Source organism: Acinetobacter sp. YH16031, from assembly GCF_013417335.1.
Lineage (GTDB): Bacteria > Pseudomonadota > Gammaproteobacteria > Pseudomonadales > Moraxellaceae > Acinetobacter.
The window spans coordinates 1-1646 of sequence record NZ_VPED01000139.1 but is presented as its reverse complement, the minus strand read 5'-3'; the positions used below and the strand labels follow the sequence as shown (position 1 = coordinate 1646).

The 1646-nt window shown below is 39.8% G+C and carries 1 protein-coding gene; it reads right to left on the bottom strand.

All coding sequences use genetic code 11. From position 1 onward, the window contains the following. Positions 1–373: 373 nt before the first annotated feature. Entirely contained in the window at positions 374–673 is a 300-nt protein-coding gene (locus tag FTV31_RS16660; RefSeq protein ID WP_179991805.1) for a hypothetical protein, read from the bottom strand. Positions 674–1646: the final 973 nt, after the last annotated feature.

Below are 1646 nucleotides of genomic sequence, written 5' to 3'. Positions count from 1 at the left end.
CGTGATGTCCGATCCGTAGGTCGGCACACGCGACAAAATGACAGTATTTTGCTTTTCTTTGTGTCGGCGCGGGACGACGCCTAAGTTCTACCGATCTGGACGCATACGGGAGCTGTAATCAGGGAAAAAAAGGATTTAAGAAGCATAAAGCTTCAGTTCGCTCATAGACATTCGCTCTGAAAGCCTTGCTATACAAGCATTACGTGAGATTTCGTAAATATACTAAATATACCAAGATCAAAAAAATGCCCTAAAAGATAGACTTAAGGGCATTTTGACTGGAGATATAAAACTAACTTGAGGCTAAAAGCTGAAATTCAAGTAAAGTGCGCCCTTTGGGGTTAAGGGGTCGAACCCCTTACAAGTCCTGTGGCTACGGGGTAGGCTTGCTTAATGAATCAATAAAATCTTTGTTATCCGTTATAAGACCAGTAAAAGCAGCGTCCACAATAGAACGATCATCTAAAACCTGAAATTCTGTCAATTCGGAAAAAGAATAATAATCCCCATCATCTACAGAAAACTCATGATCACCATGAAGATGTAAAACAACCGAAGTAACCTCACCATCACTTTGATAAGTTGTTCCACCCAAACAAATACTATATGAAACTTGTTTGCCTAACAAATCTTTTAAGTGTTCAACTGTTTGATTTATATCAATATTTCCCATTTAAAAAACCTCTATTTATTTAACTATTCAAGTATTAGTGATTTATCATTATGGTGAGAGTTGGAGAAGATCAGGGAATACTCACCCTAGAGCACTAAAAGCACCCTAAGCAGTATTACCCGAACAATGTAAGGCATCACTACGGAGCCGAGCCATCGTTTCACAGGAGCGCATTACAGTCTATTGCTGCGCTTGTCTTGGTTAGGGCATAGATCACCCCCTGAACACGTCCAAAACCGCCTATAAACGCCTTTTAATGATCACCGCAAGGGATTACCCCAATATACTCACGATCAGCGTTTTATGACTACTCATGCCGTTGTCTGCTTTGTTCAGATCCCCCAGTAGCAGACTTAAACCTAAAATGCGCTGGCGTCACTGTACCTCCCACCCACATCAAGGACGGAAATTAATTATTTGGACGGATTAAGAACGAAAGAGGGATTTATTTTAATTCTACGAACGTTATAATCATCTAACAGCACGGAGATTTAATCTTGAATCTTATATCGAGTTTCAGCTCATATAACTTTCGTTATTAATTATTACCAGTAATTAATAACCGTGCATCCAATATAAAACTAAAGCCGATCATAAATCAATATGGTCGGTTTTTTTTATGGAAAATATTTGGATTTTTTTAGATTGAGCGCATAGATCGGATACCGTTACCCCCATCTTATTAGTGGGGGTATTTAAGAAATTCCTTTCAACCCCCCCTATAAACTCGGAGTATTGGATCATTTTTTGATCAATTTCCTGATTATGTTAATCCGTGTGCAAGCAGGACGCAATAGCAATGAAAAATGACCGCTTTCGTTTAAAAAATCCTTGAACTGTCATTTTATCGCGTGATGTCCGATCCGTAGGTCGGCACACGCGACAAAATGACAGTATTTTGCTTTTCTTTGTGTCGGCGCGGGACGACGCCTAAGTTCTAGCGATTTTGACGCATACGGGAGCAGTAATCTGA